Annotated in this window: 21 protein-coding genes; 13 read left to right on the forward strand and 8 right to left on the reverse strand. The window is 62.4% G+C overall.

Annotated elements, in window-relative coordinates; all coding sequences use genetic code 11:
• Positions 1 to 2: 2 nt before the first annotated feature.
• From NKI64_RS24010 to NKI64_RS24020, 3 genes are all read right to left on the reverse strand, one after another.
• Positions 3 to 1166, reverse strand: a complete 1164-nt coding sequence (locus NKI64_RS24010; RefSeq protein ID WP_023734424.1) for an alpha/beta hydrolase — start codon at positions 1164 to 1166, stop codon at positions 3 to 5.
• Positions 1167 to 1299: 133 nt separating this feature from the next.
• Entirely contained in the window at positions 1300 to 2373 is a 1074-nt protein-coding gene (locus tag NKI64_RS24015; RefSeq protein WP_023691199.1) for an alpha/beta hydrolase, read from the reverse strand.
• A 100-nt stretch (positions 2374 to 2473) separates the two neighbouring features.
• The gene (locus NKI64_RS24020) at positions 2474 to 3877 is read right to left on the reverse strand and encodes an aminopeptidase P family N-terminal domain-containing protein (RefSeq protein ID WP_352670468.1); all 1404 of its coding nucleotides are present in this window, start codon (positions 3875 to 3877) and stop codon (positions 2474 to 2476) included.
• A 124-nt stretch (positions 3878 to 4001) separates the two neighbouring features.
• On the opposite strand from NKI64_RS24020, the gene ilvA reads away from it, so the two are divergent.
• From ilvA to NKI64_RS24035, 3 genes are all read left to right on the forward strand, one after another.
• On the forward strand, positions 4002 to 5258 hold the full coding sequence (gene ilvA / locus NKI64_RS24025) for a threonine ammonia-lyase IlvA (RefSeq protein WP_023715803.1): 1257 nt from the start codon (positions 4002 to 4004) through the stop codon (positions 5256 to 5258).
• Positions 5255 to 5833: a DUF1697 domain-containing protein gene (locus NKI64_RS24030; protein ID WP_352670472.1), complete on the forward strand. Its 579-nt coding sequence runs from the start codon at positions 5255 to 5257 to the stop codon at positions 5831 to 5833. Before ilvA ends, NKI64_RS24030 begins: the two co-directional genes overlap by 4 nt.
• A gap of 145 nt (positions 5834 to 5978) precedes the next feature.
• Complete coding sequence (locus NKI64_RS24035; protein WP_352514860.1) at positions 5979 to 6683, forward strand: outer membrane protein; 705 nt, start codon at positions 5979 to 5981, stop codon at positions 6681 to 6683.
• A 105-nt stretch (positions 6684 to 6788) separates the two neighbouring features.
• On the opposite strand, the gene NKI64_RS24040 is transcribed toward NKI64_RS24035, so the two are convergent.
• Both NKI64_RS24040 and NKI64_RS24045 read right to left on the reverse strand, forming a co-directional pair.
• Positions 6789 to 7082: a DUF2218 domain-containing protein gene (locus tag NKI64_RS24040; protein WP_023681521.1), complete on the reverse strand. Its 294-nt coding sequence runs from the start codon at positions 7080 to 7082 to the stop codon at positions 6789 to 6791.
• 133 nt (positions 7083 to 7215) lie between these two features.
• Entirely contained in the window at positions 7216 to 7656 is a 441-nt protein-coding gene (locus NKI64_RS24045; protein WP_023667513.1) for a VOC family protein, read from the reverse strand.
• Between the two features lie 355 nt (positions 7657 to 8011).
• Here NKI64_RS24045 and NKI64_RS24050 point away from each other — a divergent pair, with 355 nt between their 5' ends.
• From NKI64_RS24050 to NKI64_RS24075, 6 genes are all read left to right on the forward strand, one after another.
• Entirely contained in the window at positions 8012 to 8608 is a 597-nt protein-coding gene (locus NKI64_RS24050; RefSeq protein ID WP_352670475.1) for a cold-shock protein, read from the forward strand.
• A gap of 114 nt (positions 8609 to 8722) precedes the next feature.
• Complete coding sequence (locus tag NKI64_RS24055) at positions 8723 to 9295, forward strand: DUF192 domain-containing protein (protein ID WP_023805269.1); 573 nt, start codon at positions 8723 to 8725, stop codon at positions 9293 to 9295.
• A 10-nt stretch (positions 9296 to 9305) separates the two neighbouring features.
• Positions 9306 to 10073, forward strand: a complete 768-nt coding sequence (locus tag NKI64_RS24060) for an alpha/beta fold hydrolase (RefSeq protein ID WP_023805268.1) — start codon at positions 9306 to 9308, stop codon at positions 10071 to 10073.
• A 57-nt stretch (positions 10074 to 10130) separates the two neighbouring features.
• Positions 10131 to 10502, forward strand: a complete 372-nt coding sequence (locus NKI64_RS24065) for a hypothetical protein (protein WP_023695388.1) — start codon at positions 10131 to 10133, stop codon at positions 10500 to 10502.
• Between the two features lie 70 nt (positions 10503 to 10572).
• Entirely contained in the window at positions 10573 to 10887 is a 315-nt protein-coding gene (locus NKI64_RS24070) for a hypothetical protein (protein WP_023667509.1), read from the forward strand.
• A gap of 39 nt (positions 10888 to 10926) precedes the next feature.
• Entirely contained in the window at positions 10927 to 11427 is a 501-nt protein-coding gene (locus tag NKI64_RS24075) for a GNAT family N-acetyltransferase (protein ID WP_023702482.1), read from the forward strand.
• Here the strand turns inward: NKI64_RS24075 and NKI64_RS24080 are convergent.
• Positions 11424 to 12038, reverse strand: coding sequence for an HD domain-containing protein (locus NKI64_RS24080; protein WP_023702481.1), 615 nt, complete (start codon positions 12036 to 12038; stop codon positions 11424 to 11426). The genes NKI64_RS24075 and NKI64_RS24080 overlap by 4 nt on opposite strands.
• 133 nt (positions 12039 to 12171) lie before the next feature.
• On the opposite strand from NKI64_RS24080, the gene cysE reads away from it, so the two are divergent.
• Positions 12172 to 13020: a serine O-acetyltransferase gene (cysE, locus tag NKI64_RS24085; RefSeq protein WP_023667506.1), complete on the forward strand. Its 849-nt coding sequence runs from the start codon at positions 12172 to 12174 to the stop codon at positions 13018 to 13020.
• Between the two features lie 256 nt (positions 13021 to 13276).
• Positions 13277 to 13480 carry a DUF3126 family protein gene (locus NKI64_RS24090; protein ID WP_006200852.1) on the forward strand — a complete coding sequence of 68 codons (204 nt, stop codon included), beginning with the start codon at positions 13277 to 13279 and terminating at the stop codon, positions 13478 to 13480.
• 254 nt (positions 13481 to 13734) lie between these two features.
• On the opposite strand, the gene NKI64_RS24095 is transcribed toward NKI64_RS24090, so the two are convergent.
• Complete coding sequence (locus NKI64_RS24095; protein WP_023667505.1) at positions 13735 to 14460, reverse strand: hypothetical protein; 726 nt, start codon at positions 14458 to 14460, stop codon at positions 13735 to 13737.
• 110 nt (positions 14461 to 14570) lie between these two features.
• Between NKI64_RS24095 and NKI64_RS24100 the strand changes: the two genes are divergently transcribed.
• Positions 14571 to 14939: a DUF6949 family protein gene (locus NKI64_RS24100; RefSeq protein ID WP_023667504.1), complete on the forward strand. Its 369-nt coding sequence runs from the start codon at positions 14571 to 14573 to the stop codon at positions 14937 to 14939.
• Between the two features lie 85 nt (positions 14940 to 15024).
• A complete protein-coding gene (locus NKI64_RS24105) occupies positions 15025 to 15552 on the forward strand; it encodes a gamma carbonic anhydrase family protein (protein ID WP_352670482.1) in 528 nt (175 codons plus the stop codon).
• A 244-nt stretch (positions 15553 to 15796) separates the two neighbouring features.
• Here NKI64_RS24105 and NKI64_RS24110 read toward each other — a convergent pair whose 3' ends face one another.
• The gene (locus NKI64_RS24110; RefSeq protein WP_352670485.1) at positions 15797 to 16405 is read right to left on the reverse strand and encodes a transglutaminase-like cysteine peptidase; all 609 of its coding nucleotides are present in this window, start codon (positions 16403 to 16405) and stop codon (positions 15797 to 15799) included.
• Positions 16406 to 16655: the final 250 nt, after the last annotated feature.

The raw sequence follows: 16655 nt of genomic DNA on the forward strand, positions 1-16655 counted from the left end.
TCTCATCCGCCGGTGGCGATGGTCAGCACCTTGAATGGCGTGGTGATGATGATCTCGGCGACGGATCCGACTGCCTTGCCGAGGCCTCGGCCGAGATTGTCGATCTGGCCCTGCGTGGGTTCGTCCGATGCCAGGCCGGCTGGAGCGCGCAGACGGTCGCCGAGCAATTGCACAAGGAACGGGTTGTCGGCGAATTTGGCGTGGTTCAGGCGGTCGCCGCCCTTGATCTGGCTGAGGTCGGCCACAACGACGCCGTAACTGGCAATGTCGGCGGCGTTGCCGTAGTCGCCGACGCGCGGCTTGTCGCCGGATAGCAGGCTGGACAGTCTCAGAGCACGGTCGTCGGCGGAAAGCAGGATGACGAACGGCCTGTCGGGCTTGCCGTAGCGGATCATCTGCTTCTTGAAGACGTCGACATCGATATCGGGCGATGCCAGGACGACACGGCCGAGCTTGCCGTCGAGATCGCGGTCGCCGGTGATGGCGAGCTGGCGCAGCGCTTCCATCGTCACCCAGGTTCCCATCGAATGCGCGATGATGTCGATGCTCTTGACCTTTGTCTTGGCGAGCATCCTGAGCGTCGCCTCGAGGTCGTCGCGCGCGGCGTTGGCGCTGTCCTTGTCGTAGATATAGCCCGTGGTCTTGCCGCTCGAAGCCCACGAAAACAGGATCGGCGTGCCGGGATATTCGGTGTCGTGGGCGATCTGCGTCAGCCGGTAGACCCCGTCGTCGAAGCCGTTGTTGAAGCCGTGGACGAAGACCAGCGCGCGGTCGCCATTCATGGTGATGTTGGCACCGACGGCCTTGGCGAATTGCGAGGCGTCGCCATAGTGGACGACGTCGGTGGCGGTGAATTGCTTGGCCGGGTTCGAATTTGCCGAGCCCTTGGCGCGCTCGATGGCGCCGACCTGGTGGACCTTCGGCACGGTGACGTCGACGCGGGCGTAGCTGGTGGTCAGCGAGCGATCGCCATCGAACACCTGGCGTGGGTCCTTGGTCGCCTGCTTGCGGGTGGTGGCGACGAAGATTTCGTGGGTGGCCGCGATGTCGGAGGCAGGCACCGAAACCGTCGTCTTGTTCAACAGGTCATGGGTGTTGGGGCCGGCGCAGCCGGCGGCAGCGAGCGCGAACGCAAGGACCAGGACAGTCTTCCAACGCTCGTTCACGCGGGCTCCCGCTGGCGCATTGGCGCCGATTTCAATGTCGTAGAGGCAGAGACCGGCCCGGTCCAGTTGAAAGTGATCGGGCCGAGCGGCATTCGCGACCTCACGCGGCGACGGTCGCCGCAAGGCGACAGCCTTATTGTCCGAGCGCGCTGATACGGTCGGTCACCGTCTGGTCGCTGGCAAAGCCATCATCCTCGCGCAGCCGCTGGCCGATCATCTTCACCAGTTCGGGATTGTCGGCGAACTTGGTGTGGTTGAAGCTGTCGCCTCCCTTGACCTTGGAAAGGTCGACCACGGTGACGCCATAAGCGGCGAGGTCGGCGGCATCCTTGTAGTCGCCGACGCGTGGCCGCGAGCCGGCGATCAGGCCTGAGAGCCGCAGCGCCCGGTCGTCGTCGGAGAGCAGCAGGATGAACGGCTTGTCCGGCTTGCCGTAGCGGCGCATCTGGCTCTTGAAGACGTCGACGTCGATGTCGGGAGAAGCCAGCACGACATCGCCGAGCTTGCCGCCGAGATCGCGGTCGCCGGTGATGGCCATCTGGCGCAGCGTTTCCATGGTCACCCAGGTTCCGAGCGAATGGGCGACGATGTCGATGCGCCGCGCGCCGGACTGCTGCAGCATGCGCAATGTCACCTCCAGCTGATCGCGGGCGGCGCTGGCGCTTTCCTTGTCATAGACATAGTCGGTGGTTCTGGCGCCCGATGCCCAGGAAAACAGCACCGGCGTGCCGGGATAGCCGGAATCGTGGACGATCTGGGTCAGGCGGTAGACCGCGTCGTCGAAGCCGGTGTTGTAGCCATGCACGAAGACCATGACGCGGCCGCCGCGCGCGGCGATGTCGGCGTTGAGCGCGCTTGAGAATTGAGGCTGCGCATCGTAGCCGACGACCTCGGAAGCCATGAAGTATTTCGCCGGGTCGTTCGACTTGCCGCGCGAGCGGCGCTCGATCTGGCCGGTCTGGTGGACGCCGGGAACGGTGACGGTGACGCGGGCGTAGTTCAGCGTCGCCGAGCGTTCGCCGTCGAAAACTTTGTTGGGATCGTCGGATTTCTTGCGTGTGGTGGCAATGAAGATCGAGTGATTGCCCGAGATTTCGGTCACCGGCGTGGACATGACGGCGCTGCCGAGCAGTTCCTCGGTTTTGCGGCCGCCGCAGCCGGCGATCAACAGGGCAAGTGCAAGAATGCAAATCGTCTTCAAACGCACGTCAAAAATTCCACTCCGGCCAAAAGGCCCATATACCCCCGCGGCACCTCCCGGACAGTGAGAGTGCGGCAGAAGTAAGTCGTGTCCAGCCGAAATGTGGTCAGCGTCGAGCCACGGTCATCGCACTGTTGCGCGAAAGCCAGAATGGCGGCAGGAACGCAGGGATGTTGGAGAAGGGCAATACCTCGGGCTTGAGCCTGATGCCGAGCACATCGCCCATGAAGGCGCGGCGCGCCTCGATGCGGCGCCATGCCTCGGGATAACGGGCCGCGATCTCCTCGCGCAACGCCTCATCGGCAAGCGCGATACCGTCTTCGATGTTGGTGGTGAAATAGCTGGTTCCGGTCGCCGGAATGATGTCGACCTGCAGCGCCATGCCCGATTGCAGCTTGATGTCCGAGCCCGAAAACACCGGCGAATGCATCCATTCATCGATATGGACGAGATGGCCGGGATTGAGCGAGACGCCGAAGAACGGGTCGCCTATGCGGTCATGCACGGCTTTCCACAGCGCTCCGCCGGCAACGCCGATGCCGATGGTCTCGTACCAGTCGACGACGGCGGCGAAATAGGGCGCTACCAGCTGTTCGACATAGTCGCTTATCTCGCGCGGCAGTTCGGCCGCGCTCTCGACCAGGAAGCCGGCGCGGGCGTTGAGCGAGCCCTGGATGCCATAGGCCATGGTGACAGGATCGCCGCGCTTGATGATGTCGAGGCGCGGGCTAGGCAAGCCGTAGGGCGCACGCCTGCCGGCGGACAGCATCGGGTGGCAGCACAGGGGCAGGCCGTTGATCCCCATCAGCCGCGCGGCCCGCAATTCGCTCATGCCGGGCTCGATACCCCCAAGCACATTGCGCAGGCCCTGCGAGGAAAAAGTCGCGGCGAATTCGAAGGACGCCAATTGGTCTGCCTCGTTGATGGCGCGTAGGCCGTCGGATGGGTTCATCAACAGGTTGGCGGCGTTGACCACCGCGCCTCTGTCGCCGGCCAGTGTGCGCAGCGTATCGGCGATGAAGGAAGGCAGGTCGAGCGTCGTCTCGCCAAAGCCGCCATCGCCGGGGCCGAACGGCTTCCAGCCGATGGCGCCGATCTTCTGGCCGGCCTTCAGGCCGCAGGCGGCAAGCGTGTCGGATAGAGAGGCCGAGCGGTCGCGTGGCTGCGCCGGCAGCGAGAAGGTCTGGTAGAGGACGCGCTCGTAAGGCCCGTCGCAGATTTCGGCATAGCCCCAGCCCTCATTGCCGACGAGAAGCTTTGACTGGCTGCCGGGGACGATGACCAGCAACGTCTCCTCGAAACGCGGATCGTAACCACTGAGATAGGCGACATTGGCCGCGTGCTCGCGGTCGCCATAGACGGCAAAGGCGTCGAGCCCGGCCTTGGCGCCGCGCGCCAGCAGAGCCTCGATGCGTGCTTCGTAGGTCCGCCGCTGAACTAGCGGCATCACTGTTGGCTCGCCGAATTCAGGAAGGTCTACGGTCTTCAGGGCGACAGCCGAAACAGGCATGAAGATGGCTCCAATGGATTTCCTGCTGGCGCGTCAAAGCGGCCGCGCCGCATCGGTGGCTGCAAACGGCGAATTGTGCAATAGGCTTCGCCTTCGAACCATTCGATCCAGAGGTGACGGCGCCATGAACAGTTTCTCCTCCCGTGTCGCCACCGCCGCAGCCGCGATCCGCGAGATCTTTCCCGAAACGCCGCTGCAGGAAAACGACTATCTGTCGAAGAAGACGGGGGCTCGGGTGCTGTTGAAGCGCGAGGATCTTTCGCCGGTGCGCTCCTACAAGATCCGCGGCGCCTTCAACTTTTTCCGCAAGGCGCTTGCCGCCGGCAACGAGGCCGAGCTGTTCGTCTGCGCCTCGGCCGGCAACCATGCGCAGGGCTTTGCCTTCGTCTGCCGCCATTTCGGCAAGAAGGGCGTGGTCTTCATGCCGGTGACGACGCCGCAGCAAAAGATCGACAAGACGCGGCTGTTCGGCGGCGATTTCGTCGAGATCAGGCTGGTCGGCGACTTCTTCGACGACTGCTACCGCGCCGCCTTCGAATTCACCGAAAGTTCCGGCGCGCATATGGTGCCGCCCTTCGACCACAAGGATATTATCGAGGGGCAGGCGACGGTCGCCTATGAGATCGCCGACCAGATGCCAGGCGCGCGCATGCCCGACATCATCATGCTGCCGGTCGGCGGCGGTGGCCTGGCCGCGGGGGTGACGCACTATTTCGCCGATCAGCAACGTGACGCGCGCTACGTCTTTTGCGAACCGGCCGGTGCGCCGAGCCTGCATCAGAGCCTCGCCAGCGGCAAGCGCGTCCGGCTCGCCAATGTCGACAATTTCGTCGACGGCGCGGCGGTGGCCGAGATCGGCCGCGAGCCGTTGCGCCACCTCAAGGAGTTCGCCGCTCAGGCGGTGCGGCTGATCCCTGAGAACCGGCTCTGCGCCACCATGATCGAGATGCTCAACATCGAAGGTGTGGTGCTGGAGCCGGCCGGTGCCTTGGCGATCGACGCGTTGAAGGATTTTTCGCGCAAGGAAATCCGCGGCAAGACCATCGTCGCGGTGGTGTCGGGCGGCAATTTCGATTTCGAGCGGCTGCCCGACGTGAAGGAGCGGGCGCTGCGCTTCGAGGGGCTGAAGAAATATTTTATCATCCGCTTTCCGCAGCGGCCGGGCGCGCTGCGCGACTTCCTCGAACTGCTCGGTCCCGACGACGACATCGCGCGCTTCGAATATCTGAAGAAATCGGCGCGCAACTTCGGCTCTGTGCTTATTGGCATCGAAACCAAAGACCGGCGAAACTTCGATTTGCTGAGGGCGAATTTCGAGGCCGAGGGCGTGCACTATCAGGACATCACCGACAACGAGACCCTGGCCGGGTTCATCATATGAGCGGTACAGCCTGCCACCCGAAGCTCGAAGAGCGAAGGGTGGTCTTCGTCGCGCTGTTTTCCGGCATCAATGTCGGCGGCAACCGCATCGTCCAGATGGCGGAGTTGCGGGCGTTATTCGAGGCGCTAGGCTTCACCGATGTCGCCAGTTATGTGCAGAGCGGCAATGTCGTGTTCCGGACCAAGAAGGGCGACGCCGCCACGCTGGCGAAACAGATCGAAATGGCGTTCGAGAAAAAATGGGGCTTTCACTCGCGCATCATGGTGCGCGATCTCTCCTGGTTCGAACGGTTGGTGAAGGAGAATCCTTATCCGGAAGTCGCCGGCGATCCGACCAAGCTTCACGCCTACACGCTGGAGCGCCAGCCGACGGCGGACGAGATCGCCAGGCTTGCCGAAAAATGCACCGGCCCGGAAAGCTTCGAGGTCAGGGACGACGTGCTCTACCTCAAGGCGCCGGACGGGCTCGGCAAATCGGTGTTCGCCAAACTCATCCCGCGCGTGCTGAAAGTGCCCGGCACCGCGCGCAACTGGCGCTCGGTGCTGGCGCTGCTGCAGATAGCGCGTTCGCTTTGAACCGCTTCTACGTTGCGGTCGCGATGCTAATTAAGCCTCGGCTAAACAGTTGTTTTTCTGCAACAATTTTCGATTATCCGGCCTGGGCAGCTTAATGAATACTGCATGTCTGTGCTATGCTCTTTCCGACGCATTGGGGAGTTTCATGAAACGTCTGCTTCTCGCATCTACTTTCCTGATTTCGGCTTGCGGCGCGGCGTTCGCCGCCGACGTGATTGAGACCGTACCGGCAGGGTTTGTCTGGTCGGGTGGCTATGTCGGCATCAACGCCGGCTATGGCTGGGGACGCGGTGACGCGGTCGACCAGACGGATTCCTTCTTCGACGAGGAGCTTGGTCAGACCCATGACGTCGATACCGACGGCTTCCTCGGCGGCGTTCAGGCCGGTTACAACTGGCAGTCCGGAGCATTCGTCTATGGCGTCGAAGCCGATCTGGGCTATCTCGGCATCGAGGGCGACAGGACTATCGTCGAAGAGCCGGACAATTTCGGATCGGCGAAACTGGGCGTCTATGGCGATCTGACGGCACGTCTGGGCTACGCCACCGACAGGCTGCTGATCTACGCCAAGGGCGGCGCGGCGGCGACTCACTACAAATTGAGTTATGGCGATACTTTCGATTTTGACGGGGTGCCCGACCCGGACAGCAGCGCATCGAGGAGCGGAGGCCGCTTCGGCTATACGATCGGTGGCGGTGTCGAATGGGCCTTCGCCGACAAATGGACCACGAAGCTGGAATACCAGTACTTCGACTTCGGCAAGGTCCGTTTGACAGATATCGAGGGCAACGACGCAAGGGTGAAGATCGACGCCCATACGATCAAGATCGGCCTGAACTACAAGTTCTGATCGATCCGTCGTTCCGACAATTCAGATGGCGTCGCAACCAAGTGACGCCATAACGTTGTCCGGGGCTGGCAGCTTCCGGCGTTCGGCGTTGCGGCTGACAGCAGATCAGGTCGCCGGAGCCTGCTTCCACTCGAAAGTCAGCTCCTCGCGGAAGGCGAAGCGCTTGATGTGATCGGCAACGACGCTCTCCATGCGCTCCAGCGATCCACTTTCATCCGTCGACACCGTGATATGCAGCGCTGCCGCATCGGCATCGAGAACCGTGCGGCCGAGCGACAGATCGATGGTGCCGTGGTTTGGATCGAACTCGACGGGAAATTTGTGCGCCCAGTGCTTGCACAGCTGCTGCAAATAGCGGCTGGCATATGCGGTGGTGACATCGGCACGGCTGGTCGGCATAAATGAATTCTCCTGGATGAGGCACTGGCTTTGCTTGGCTGGCGCGACAGGCAGGTAAATAGGTGCCGTTGCTCGAAATGGCAAAGGCGGCCGGCTTGTCGGCGCGGCCGCCTCGCTCAAGATGGCGTGATCGCTACCAGGTGCCGGTGTTCGGCATCGATGCCCACGGCTCGGCCTTGGGCTTGGCCGGGCCCTTCTGCAGCAGTTCGAAGGAGATGCCGTCCGGCGACTTGACGAAGGCCATGTTGCCGTCGCGCGGCGGCCGGTTGATGATGACGCCATTGTCCATCAGATGCTGGCAGGTGGCGTAGATGTCGTCGACCTCATAGGCGAGATGGCCGAAATTGCGGCCGCCCTTGTACTCCTCCGGATCCCAATTGTAGGTCAGTTCGATCAGCGGCGCCTTCTCAGTGATGCCGCTTTCTACATCCTCGGAGGCGGCGAGGAAGATCAGCGTGAAGCGGCCCTGCTCGTTTTCGTAGCGGCGCACTTCCTTAAGGCCGAGCTTGTTGCAGTAGAAATCGAGCGAGACATCGACGTCGGCGACACGGACCATTGTGTGGAGGTAGCGCATGGGATTTCCTCGGGGATGTTTGGGTTGCGAGGCAACATAAGGTCCACCCCGCCGAAGGGCAACGAGCATCGGACTGAAAGTGGTCACCGGTTTTGGAAAATCAGATGGCTCTGACAAAAGCGCCGGACACAAGTGGTTGCCGATTTCGGCGAAATCCCTTGCAAATTGCCGACCGGTTGACCGCCTTGATGGATCGTCATTGCTGTCGGCAGCGACGCCGGCAAACAACAAGTCAGCTATTCCTGTATTCAACCGCGAAAAAAGGCACGGCAGGTCTTGCACACCCCGGAAGCGGCGGTGTTAATCTAATGTCAAGAATCACTTGTGGTTTCCTTGAAAAAAAGGGGGCGTTCTTATGGGGGATAAGGCCTCTTTCACGAGGCGGGATGAGAACCTTAACGACGCCCTGAAGAGTGACAGTGGCGGCGATAGCGCCGACCTTGTCGAAATCGCCGGCGCCATCAAATGGTTCGACGTGGCCAAGGGCTACGGTTTCATACTTCCCGATGACGGTTCTTCGGGCGACATCCTCCTCCATGTCACCTGCCTTCGAAAGGACGGTTTTCAGACTGCATTGGAGGGCGCGCGTGTCGTGTGCCTTGTCAAGCACGGCGACCGTGGTTTGCAGGCGTTCCGGGTGCTGTCCATGGACACCACTACGGCGATCCATCCGGCCGAGATGCAGGAACAGCGCACCCATGTGGCGGTGACGCCGGAAAGCGGGCTCGAGCGGGCGCTGGTTAAGTGGTTCAACCGCACCAAGGGCTTCGGCTTTCTGACGCGCGGGGAGGGCACCGAGGATATCTTCGTCCATATGGAGACGCTGCGCCGCTATGGCATCACCGAGCTCAGGCCCGGACAGGTCGTGCTGGTGCGTTTCGGACGCGGTGACAAGGGCCTCATGGCTGCCGAGATTCACCCCGATATGGGCACCTTGCCGGTCGCGCATTAGGACGCGAGCCTTCCTGAGGAAGTCAGGACGGCTCTTTTTCTTGGTTTCACCACGATCTTATCCGAATACCTGAGACCACTTTTAGGGATCATGGTCTTTGGTCGAGGATTTCCAATGGCGTACAGGAACTGGCTGACAGCGGGCGCGCTCTGCGTCATTGTTGCGGTAGCCGCAGGCGCTTACTTCTATTCCGGGCAGCCGACCGCATCCCAGCAGACGATCGCCGGCGGTCAGGCGATGATCCTTCCCGTCGATCCGACACCCTTGGTCGTGGCGACGAAAGGCGGCGATAAATCCTTTTCGATCGAAGTCGCCGACACCGACTCGGAACGCGAGGCCGGCCTGATGTATCGCCAGGATATGGCCGACAATCATGGCATGCTGTTCGTCTTCGAGATGCAGAAGCAGGTCGGCTTCTGGATGCACAACACGCCGATGCCGCTCGACCTGATCTTTGTTGGACAGGACGGCAAGGTCCGGGCCGTCAAGCACGGCACTCCATTGTCCGATGCAGTCATCTCGCCGGGTGTGCCAGTGCGCTTCGTGCTGGAGCTCAAGGCCGGCACCGCCGCCAAAAACGGCATCGACCATGGCGATCTGCTGCGCCATCCGGCCGTCGGCACGGTGTCCGGCCCCGGCATGCCGCCATCGGACAACGGCAACGCGCCCACGCCCGGCGCCGGCTGAGCCGCTCCCGATGCAATTCTTCTCCCATGACGGGTTCGACTTCGCCTTCCTCGACCGCCGGCCGGCGTCGGGGGCGGGCGATCCGGTGCTGATGATCCACGGCTTTGCCTCCAGCCACTATGTCAACTGGGTATCGCCCGGCTGGTTCAAGACGCTGAACGATGCCGGCTATCGCGCCATCGCCTTCGACAATCGCGGCCACGGCTCGTCGTCGAAAAGCTATGACGAGGCCGACTACACCCCGGCCAAAATGGCTTCGGACGCGGCGGCCCTGCTCGACCATCTTGGCATCGGCCGCGCGCATGTCATGGGCTATTCGATGGGCGCGCGCATTTCGGCGTTCCTGGCGCTGTCGGATCCGGACAAGGTGGCGACGCTGGTCTTCGGCGGGCTCGGGATCGGCATGGTCGACGGGGTCGGCGACTGGGATCCGATCGCCGAGGCGCTGCTGGCCGACGATCCGGCCGCCACCAGCCATCCGCGCGGTCGCTCCTTTCGCGCCTTTGCCGATCAGACGCGCAGCGACCGCCGGGCATTGGCTGCCTGCATCGCCACGTCGCGCGAACTGCTCAGCGAACACGACATGACGCGCATCGCCCAACCGACGCTGATTGCGGTCGGGACGACAGACGATATCGGCGGCTCGCCCGACGAGCTCGCCGCGCTGATGCCGAATGCCAAGTCATTTCACATCGACGGCCGCGACCATATGCTGGCTGTGGGCGACAAGATTTTCAAGCAGCGGGTTTTGGAGTTTTATGCCGAAAATCCGCTTTAACCGGTAAGCGATTTTTCGGGCGAAATGGATTGGGCGGCCGGCGAGGGGTGGCAAACAATGGCTCAATGGGGAAGAAGCGCCGACGCTCTGCCGGGCGCCGTCGTGACAAGCATGTTCGGCAAGCGTTCCGTCATCCTGGCGCTGCTCGCCTTCGGTGCCGGTGTGATAGCGCTGACCACAATGGTGGCGCTGCCGGCCCACGCATCCGAGCGTGCCCAGAACATCGCCACGGCTTTCTTCATGGCGGTTTTCCTGCTGGCAGGGCCGTTGGCGCATATTGCCGGATTGATTTTCGGGCTGATGGCGCTGGTGCGTTCGAACGATAGCCGCGTGCTTGGGGTCGTCGGCATCCTGCTCAACGGCGGCTCCCTGGCGGTTGGCTTCCTGCTGCTTGTGGCAATGGCATCGACGATCGGCGCTTTCACCTGATCGGGGACGAGTAATGGCCGGATGGGGAAGAAGCACGATAGCAATGCCCGGCGTGGCGGGGCGGAGCAGCTTGGGCAAACGCTCGGTGATCCTGGCCCTGCTGGCGTTCGCAATGGATTTTGCGGCGGTGGTCACGCTGGCGTTGATGCCAGGCGAGGCGTCGCTGGCCGCTCAAAACGTCCTCGGCGGGGTTTTTCTGCTGGTGTTTCTCGTTGCGGCGCCGCTGGCGCACATCACCGGCGTGGTTTTTGGCTTGATGGCACTGGGACGTTCAAACGACAATCGTGTCCTCGGCATCGTCGGTATCATCCTCAACGGGCTGTCGTTGGTGATCGGCCTGTTCTTTGTTTGGGCGGCCACCAAGTCCGTTGGCGCCTTCAGGTGATCGATCTTCGTCTGGCTTGCAGCCGGAGGCGGTGCCGCTTTGGTTGACCTTCTCGTCACCTATATGGACATGCGCGAACCGAATTCGGCGCCGGCTTTCGACTGCCCGCTATCGGGCGCCACGGTGGCGCGTGAAACACTTGATGTGGCCGACTATATCAGCCTCTACCACGCGGTCGGCGAGCCCGTGCAATGGGACCAGCGGCTGCGCATGCCGGCGGAAGACCTCAAGCGCCTGCTGGCGCTGCCCTCGACACATATCCACGTGCTGCGCGTCGAGGGCGTGGCCGCTGGCCTGTGCGAATTCAACGGCGTCGGCCAGCCTGAGGTCGAGCTGGTTCATTTCGGGCTGGCTCCCGCCTTCCAGGGTCGCAGGCTTGGCCCGTTCCTGCTCGACCAGGCGCTTCGCGCCATCTGGTCGCGGGCGCCGCAAAGGATCTGGCTTCATACCGACACCTTCGATCACCCTGGCGCGCAAGCGGTTTACCGGCGCGCCGGTTTCAAAGCCTATGCCCAGCGCATGGAGACCTTTCCGGATTAGGGTTTGAGCGTTTCGAGCGACCGCGCCAGGTTTTGCCTGGCCTGGGGCTCGAACCTCTGGCGGAATTCCTGCGAGTGAAAAATATGCTGGCGCGCAAGGAAAGTCTTGAGAATCGCGCCGCGGCCGGCGCGCCACATCGGCTCCTCGACCCAGCCATATTCGCGTCGGACCGCTTGTTCATAGGCGTCGAAAGCGTCGGCTGACGCACCCAGGATCGCCAAGTCCATGTCGAGGAAAAGCGCTGCGTCGCGGAGGGCGTTCTCATCGGCAAGGCCCCCTGGGTGAAGGCTGGGCAGTTCATGCGTGGCGGTGGCGACGATCATCGCCGCGATGCGGCCGAGGCGCTCCGGATCGGTGCGGGTGGCAAGTTTGTCCTGCGCAAGTGCCGCACTCCTGGCCTCGTTGTCCTTGGCGCGGCTGTCATAGATGGCGTCATGGAACCAGATCGCGGCTTCGACGGCGCCGGAATCATGCAGCGATGCTCGATATTCGTCCGCCAGCGCCAGCAACGCCTCGATATGGGCGAGGTTGTGATAGTGGCGATCCGGAGCTTGATAGAGCGCGGAGAGCGCGCGTTTCAGCGGAGCGTCGATCAAGGGTTCGTTTTCCATGGCGGCTTGAATTTCCGTGAACCAAATCCATTTCACCGAGCACTAAGGAAAATTGAGTTCAATCGTGCTATGATCTGGCTTATATGTGCCGCCGGAGAATAGGCAAGCGGCCAGGACGCAGGACAAGACGTCGATGAACAGCATCAGCATTTCCCGCCCCACAATGGTCCAGCCGGTCGATCCGATCTGGCGTTCGGTCCGCGACGAGGCGATGGAAGCGGTCAACCGCGACCCGCTTCTGGCGGCGTTCCTCTATTCGACCATCCTCAACCAGGAGAGCCTGGAGGAAGCTGTCATCCATCGGCTCGCCGAGCGGCTCGCGCATCAGGACATCGGCTCCGACCTCATCCGCCAGACGTTCAAGTCGATGCTGGCCGACGACAAGGAATGGTCGTCGATCGTGCGTGTCGACATCCAGGCCTATTACGACCGCGATCCGGCCTGCGACCGCTTCATCATGCCGGTGCTCTATTTCAAGGGTTTCCATGCGATCCAGACGCACAGGCTGGCCCATTGGCTGTGGAATCAGGGCCGCAAGGATTTCGCGCTCTATCTGCAGAGCCGCTCGTCCTCGGTGTTCCAGACCGACATCAACCCGGCCGCCCGCATCGGCAAGGGCATCTTCATCGACCACGCCACCGGCCTCGTCGTGGGCGAGACGGCGGTGATCGAGGACGATGTGTCGATCCTCCATGGCGTGACGCTGGGCGGCACCGGCAAAGCCGGCGGCGACCGTCACCCCAAGATCCGTTACGGCGTGCTGATCGGCGCCGGCGCCAAGATTCTCGGCAATATCGAGATCGGCCATTGCTCGAAGATCGCGGCAGGCTCGGTCGTGCTGTCGCCGGTGCCGCACAACAAGACGGTTGCCGGCGTACCGGCCCGCGTCGTCGGCGAGACCGGCTGCGACCAGCCTTCGCGGCAGATGGACCAGCTTTTGCCGTCGCAGTCGATGGATCAGGTCGTCAGCTTCGACATCTGATTTGCAACACCCGGCGCGCCGGACTGAAGTCCGGTTGCCGGCGCCATTGCCTCTGGAGCATGATGCCGAAAAGTGTGAGGCGGTTTTCGGACGACATCATGCTCTACCTCCTTGATTTAGAGGCGGATTTGGATTCGACCTGAAATCATCCGGCCCCAGGGTTCGCGTTCTATCCAGCCGGCTTGCCTTTACATCGCCATTGTCGACGTGCCAGAAGCGCGTTCCAACGAGCAAGCCCGACGATCGGAGAAGACTTTTGAAGCCGGACGAAATCAGAAAGCTGGACGCCTATTTCAAGCGCGTCTTCCAGAATCCCAAACTCGAGGTGAAGGCGCGGCCGCGCAAGGAAGATTCCGCCGAGGTCTATGTCGGCGACGAGTTCCTCGGCATCGTCTTCAAGGATGAGGATGACGGCGACTACAATTTCTCGATGGCGATCCTCGACATCGATCTGGCCTGAGCCAGATGGCTACGGACTTCGGCGATTGGCGGCAGCCAGCTGCGCCATCGTCATCCCGGGGAGAAGCAGCCGCAGAGCGGCGTCGCTGAGACCCTGGGATACATTCCGGGCCTCGGCTCAGGAATGTGGCGGTCCAGAACTGCCTCTGCTGCTTCCCAACAGTAATTCTGCACCGCTTCGCTGCCTTAAGGGCATGGAACGGATCCTCGGGTCCGCGCGGCTTCGCGCCCGTGTATGACAAAAGCAGAGGGCCGCTACCGTGCGGTCTTCAGGACGCGCGTGGCCTCGGCGACGATAGCGGCGTCAAGCGCCGGCCAGTTGCCCAGCAACTCCCGGGGAAAGCGGTAGGTCAGGCTGAGGCTGTCGCCGACCTGGATGTCCCGCTCGCAGGGCGCCAGCGATTCCTCGGCGCTCGGTCCGCTCAGGCAGCGGGCGACGAACGGGTCCTTGCCGGCCCGGCCGGCGACCGCGAGCACCTCGTTGAGATAGCCTGATTTTTCCGTAAAACCGTAAATCGTCGTGCCGCCGGGGCCGGGCGCGCCGGGCTGGCTGATGAGCGCGCTATAGATCGGCGCGAAACGGCCGCTCATGTCGCGCGACATCATCTGCGGTTCAAACGACAGGAAGATGATGTTTTTGGCGGCCCCCGTGTGGTTGAAATCGTCGCGGGCGGCTTCGCTGTAGCCGTCCATCTGGGGATAGCGCAGATAGAGGTCGAGGCGCGAAGCGATGCCGTCGCGCCGCGCCTGCAGGAAGCGGATGGCGTTGGCCGGCACGGCAATGACATTGTTGCCGATCACTACCCTGTGGACCGTGGTGTCGTCGGTGTAGCCGGCCATGGCGATCGAGCGGCCGAACCATTTTCCGCCAAGGCTGATCGCCAGCGACAGCAGCGCCAATGCGGCAAAAGCATAGAACACCCGCTTCATCAGCACGGAATCGACGACGTTGAACTCTTCTGCGGTCGCTGCCTGCTTCATCGCAATCCCCATAGTCGCCGCCCTCTGTCCCTGGGCGGCACACATGACGCGGCATGGCTCTTGCTGCGCTGGACGCGACTGTGCGATTTCATGGTAAACGGAAGGTAAAGATGAGCCTGCTGCTGCCCGTTCTCTTCGCTTTCGCCGTCGGCCTCACCGCCTGCGGGCTTACCGGGTCCGTGATGGAACTGGCGGCGGGCCGCCGGCTTGCCTTTGCCGAGCCTTATGTGTCGCCGGCGTACATCCTGCGCTCGCTGGCCGCGACCGCTTGCGCCGGGCCGTTCATGCTCGCCAACGATGCGCTCGATGCGCGGCGCGAGGGCCGCATTTCGACGCTGATGCTGATGTCCTGCGGCTGCACGGTGATCGCCTGGGCGCTGACGCTGGGCATCGTGCTGATCGCCATTGCCTCCTGGGGCATTGGCTCTCCTGGTGCGCTTCAGCTTTTGGTGGAATCGCTGGCGCGGTATTTGCCTTGAGGCAATTGCTGGGGGAAACCGCTACGCGGTTTTCGTAGGATTGTTCTAGGGTTTGTCCCGGCCTGCGACGAATCGGAGACTGCAAATGCCGACCTATGCAATCGACGGAAAAGCGCCCCGTTTCGATGATCCCGACAGCAACTGGATCGCGCCGGACGCGACGTTGATCGGCGACATCAGCGTCGGTCGCAATGCCGGCTTCTGGTTTGGCGTGGTCATCCGCGGCGACAACGAGGCGATCGTCATCGGCGCCGACAGCAATGTCCAGGAACACACGGTGATGCACACCGATCCCGGTTTTCCCCTGACGATCGGGCAGGGCTGCACCATCGGCCACCGCGCCTTGCTGCATGGCTGCACGATCGGCGACAACAGCCTGATCGGCATGGGCGCCATAGTGCTCAACGGCGCCAGGATCGGCAGGAATTGCCTGGTCGGCGCCGGCGCGCTAGTCACCGAAGGCAAGGAGTTCCCCGACAATTGCCTGATCGTCGGCTCGCCCGGGCGGGTGATCAGGACGCTGGACGATGCCGCTGTCGCCAGGCTGCGCGCCTCGGCCGCGCACTATGTCGCCAACGGCAAGCGCTTCAAGGCCGGGCTGAAGAAGGCCTGAACTCTATTCCTGTTTGGCGATGATCTTTTCCGAACGGCGGGTCAGCGCAGCAAAAACCGGTTCTCACTTTTCGCTGCCGCGGTCCTTCGGTTCGGGATCATGGTCTGAAATGGTGGAGCCGGCCCGGGGACGGGGCCGGCTCCTTAAAACCCGGTCGTTGGGGACGGGGAGGGTGGGGACTCGACCGGGCTTTCTCGTTAGGCACGTCGCATTATTCGATGTGCTTGACCTCTGTGATGGCGTCCTAGCGGACGCTGGCAACCGCGTCGGCGCGGCCGTCGTTGATCGTCACCCACACGCCGGAATTCTGGTCGGACTGGCGCTTCAGGTAGGTGTAGTCTGCGTCGGTCCAGGACAGCACCTTGGACTCCAGATTATCGAGGATGAACTCGCCGAGGCTGGTGCGCACGGTCAGCACCGCATGGCCGTCGCCATTTTGTTGGCGCGCCACGGTCATCAAGAGATTGCCGGCGGGAACGCCAAGCGCCATCAATTCGCGGCGCTTCTCCAGCGCATAGTCCTCGCAGTCGCCGAAGCCGCTGCCGGGATAGGACCAGACCTCTTCCTTGCCCCACATTTCCATGTCGGTGCGCGGCACGATCCGGGTGTTGACAGAATTGTTGACGTCGACGATCGCCGCCCACAGCTTGCGGGTCAGTTCGACGGGCGCCTGCTTCGGCGTGCGCTGAGCACATTCCTGCGGCAGCTTCTGGCAGAATTCGTAGTGACCGACCGGCTGTGTCGTGCGGCCGCCGGTGTGCATGTAGGCCGGCCCTGCTGCTTGCGCCGTTCCCCAAGCGGAAAGCTGCATCGCCATTGCCAAGAGCAACAGCTTGCCCCAAATCTTCGCCATTGGTCAGTCTCCCCGTTTGAGGAGACAATGACAGCGCTGGATTTATTTGACGCAAAAACCCGAAGTAGACATTGAGTAAAACCGCAATAGAATAAGCGTAAAATTTGATCTATTTTAATATAAAATCGTTCAGGTCTCGGCGTAAAACCGGGGTGTCGGGGCGCGGATTTCCGGGTGGAGCCGTGGATTTGCTGCGTGCCGCTACAAGCTGGAGAGGCAGGCGGAACGCCGGCAACAAAAAACCGGCCGC

Source organism: Mesorhizobium sp. M0478, from assembly GCF_040321305.1.
GTDB lineage: Bacteria > Pseudomonadota > Alphaproteobacteria > Rhizobiales > Rhizobiaceae > Mesorhizobium.